Raw genomic sequence first — 3,316 nt, forward strand, 5'->3', positions numbered from 1 at the left:
GATAGAGGTCGGCGCGAAAACGCCCGGCGCGCACCTCGGCCGCCAGGTCGCGGTTGGTGGCGGCGATCACCCGCACGTCGACGCGGTGCTCGCGGTCCGAGCCAAGGCGCTGCAGCTGGCCGCTCTGCAGCACGCGCAGCAGCTTGGCCTGCACCGCCAGCGGCAGCTCGCCCACCTCGTCGAGAAACAGGCTGCCGCCGTCGGCCAGCTCGAACTTGCCGCTGCGCTCGCTGAGCGCGCCGGAGAAGGCGCCGCGCACGTGGCCGAACAGCTCGCTCTCCACCAGCGCCTCGGGCAACGCCGCACAGTTGAGGCTGACCAGCGGCCGCTGCGCGCGCGGCGAGGCGCCGTGGATGGCCTCGGCCACCAGCTCCTTGCCGACCCCGGTTTCGCCGGTGATCAGCACGGTCAGCGGGCTGTCGCCGACCAGACGGATCTCGCCCTGCAGCTTGCGCAGCGCGGCGCTCTGACCGATCAGCTCGCGCGGCTGCTGGCGGGCCTGCTTGTACAGTTCGGTGAGCTGGCGCTCGGTCTCCACCCGCCGGGCCAGGCCGCTGATCCGCTCGCTGGCCTTGACCGTGGCCGCCGCCAGGCTGGCGAAGGCGTCCAGGTTGTCCAGGTCGGCGCGGCCGAAGCTGGCGGGGTCCAGCGCATCCAGGGTCAGCAGGCCCCACAGCTGATCGTCCAGGTACAGCGGGCAGCCCAGGCAGTCGTGCACCTCCAGATGGCCGTGCAGCCCCTCGACCAGGCCGTCGTAGGGGTCGGGCAGGCCGCAGTCGGCGGCGAAACGGGTCGGCCCGCGGTGCTCGATCAGCGCCGCCAGGCGCGGATGCTCGCTGACCTTGAAGCGCCGCCCCAGGGTGTCGGCGCTCAGGCCCTCCACCGCCAGCGGCACCAGTTGCTCGCCGTCGAGCTTGAGCAGCGCCACCGCATCGCAGGGGAACAGCTGGCGCAGGGCGGCCAGCAGGCGGCGGTAGCGCTCGCCGTCGTCCAGCTCGCGGGACAGGTCGGCAACCAGCGGGATCAGCGTCTGCAACAGCGGGTTAGCGGTCATTTCGACAACCTAAAGTCTTTATGACTCATATCGACCACGAGTCATTTTCACAACAATAAAAATAAGCCATTGAATTTAAACGATAAATTAAATGGCACGATTCATGAGAGGCATACAGCGCTAACGCTAGCACGCCAGATGCGGCCAGACGAGCCGGGCCGGCGCCTTTTCATGCCTTGCAGGAGTTACCCATGCTGTCCAACGCCCAACGCGATCTGATCAAAGCCACCGTGCCGCTTCTGGAGAGCGGCGGCGAGGCGCTGACCACCCACTTCTACCGGATGATGCTGAGCGAGTTTCCCGAGGTGCGCCCGCTGTTCAACCAGGCGCACCAGGCCAGCGGCGACCAGCCGCGCGCCCTGGCAAACGGCGTGCTGATGTACGCCAAGCATATCGACCGTCTCGAGGCGCTCGGCCCGCTGGTGGCGCAGATCGTCAACAAGCACGTGTCGCTGCAGATCCTCCCCGAGCACTACCCCATAGTCGGCGGCTGCCTGCTGCGCGCGATTGGCGAGGTGCTCGGCGCCGAGATCGCCACCGATGAAGTGATCGAAGCCTGGGCCATCGCCTACCGACAACTGGCCGATATCCTCATCGGCGCCGAGGAGAGCCAGTACGCGCACAATGCCGCCGCCCCCGGCGGCTGGCGTGGCGCTCGCGCCTTCCGCGTGGCGCGCAAGGTGGCCGAGAGCACCGAGATCACCTCCTTCTACCTGGTGCCGGCGGACGGCGGCGCCCTGCTCGACTTCCAGCCCGGCCAGTACATCGGCCTGCGCCTGCTGCTGGACGGCGAGGAGGTGCGGCGCAACTACTCGCTGTCGGCGCCGGCCAACGGCCGCGAGTACCGCATCAGCGTCAAGCGCGAGGCCGGCGGCCGGGTGTCCAACCACCTGCACGACAAGGTCCAGGTCGGCGACCAGCTGGAGCTGTTCCCGCCGGCCGGCGAGTTCGTCCTGCGCGACTCGGCCAAGCCGCTGGCGCTGATCAGCGCCGGCGTCGGCATCACCCCGGCGCTGAGCATGCTCGACGCCGCGCGCCATAGCGGCCGGCCGATCCACTTTATCCACTGCGCCCGCCACGCCGAGGTGCACGCCTTCCGCGACTGGGTCGAGGCCCGCGCCGCCGCGCATCCGCAGATCCGTCACTACGTCTGCTACAGCGAGCCGCGCGCAGGCGATCAGGCCGATGCCGAGGGGTTCCTCAGCCGCGAATTGCTGGCGCAGTGGCTGCCCGCCGAGCGCGATCTGGACGCCTACTTCCTCGGCCCGAAAGCCTTTATGGCCCAGGTCAAGCGCCACCTGCAGGAACTGGGCGTGCCGCCCGAGCAGAGCCACCATGAGTTCTTCGGCCCGGCCGCGGCACTGGATAGCTGATCAATCAGGAGGTGCATCATGTTCCCGCTCGCCCCGCAGCAGCTGCTGCGTCTGTCCAGCCAACTGCTGCTGGCCGGCCTCGGCCTGCTGCTGCTCGGTCTGCTGGCGGCCTATGGCCTGGAGTCCAGGTTGAACCTGGCCAGCCTGGTGCTGGCGCATAGCCTGACCATCATCGGCCCCGGCCTGCTCAAGCTCGGTTATGTGCTGCGTCTGGCGGCGCAGCAGGGCCTGCGGCGAGGGGAACAGCAGCATGCAACTGCTTGATCGCAACCGCGCGCTGGCGATTGCTCCGCTGTGGCGCCTGGGCTTTCGCCCGTTCTTTCTCGCCGGCGCGCTGCTGGCCCTACTCGCCGTCGCCCTCTGGGCCGCGGTGTTGCAGGGGCTGCTCAGCGCGCCGCAGGTGCCCGGCGGCCTGCTCGCCTGGCACCGCCACGAGATGCCGTTCGGCTTCGCCCTGGCGATCATCGCCGGCTTCCTGCTCACCGCGGTGCAGACCTGGACCGGCCGTCCGGGCTTGAGCGGGCGGCCACTGATCGCGCTGTTCGCCCTGTGGCTGGCGGCACGGCTGGTCTGGTTCCTACCGCTGGCGCTGGGGGTGCTGATCGCTGCCCAGCTGGCCTTTGTCGCCCTGCTGCTCGCGCAGCTGGCGCGCCAGCTGATCGCCGCCAGCCAGCGCAACAACTACCCCATCCTGCTGGTGCTGAGCCTGCTCGGCCTGTGCCAGGGCCTGACCCTCGCCGGCCTGGCCCTGGGCGACGACGCGCTGCAACGGCGCGGCGCCCTGGCGGCGCTGTGGTTGATCGCAGTGCTGCTGAGCCTGATCGGCGGACGGGTGATTCCCTTCTTCACCCAGCGCGGCCTGGGCCGGGTCGAGGCCTTCGCCGCCCAG

General features: G+C 69.6%; 4 protein-coding genes. 3 read left to right on the top strand and 1 reads right to left on the bottom strand.

What is annotated here, in order from left to right; genetic code table 11:
• Positions 1–1,054, bottom strand: a 1,054-nt coding sequence (norR, locus tag N878_RS15710; RefSeq protein WP_021444568.1) for a nitric oxide reductase transcriptional regulator NorR, incomplete at its 3' end; no start/stop codon positions are given.
• Positions 1,055–1,245: 191 nt separating this feature from the next.
• On the opposite strand from norR, the gene hmpA reads away from it, so the two are divergent.
• The 3 genes from hmpA to N878_RS15725 form a co-directional block, all read left to right on the top strand.
• Positions 1,246–2,427, top strand: coding sequence for an NO-inducible flavohemoprotein (hmpA, locus tag N878_RS15715; protein ID WP_021444569.1), 1,182 nt, complete (start codon positions 1,246–1,248; stop codon positions 2,425–2,427).
• An 18-nt stretch (positions 2,428–2,445) separates the two neighbouring features.
• On the top strand, positions 2,446–2,691 hold the full coding sequence (locus N878_RS15720; protein WP_021444570.1) for a hypothetical protein: 246 nt from the start codon (positions 2,446–2,448) through the stop codon (positions 2,689–2,691).
• On the top strand, positions 2,678–3,316 hold a 639-nt coding region (locus tag N878_RS15725; RefSeq protein ID WP_021444571.1), incomplete at its 3' end, for an NnrS family protein. The genes N878_RS15720 and N878_RS15725, both read left to right, overlap by 14 nt.

The organism is Pseudomonas sp. EGD-AK9, assembly GCF_000465935.2.
Classification (GTDB): domain Bacteria; phylum Pseudomonadota; class Gammaproteobacteria; order Pseudomonadales; family Pseudomonadaceae; genus Aquipseudomonas.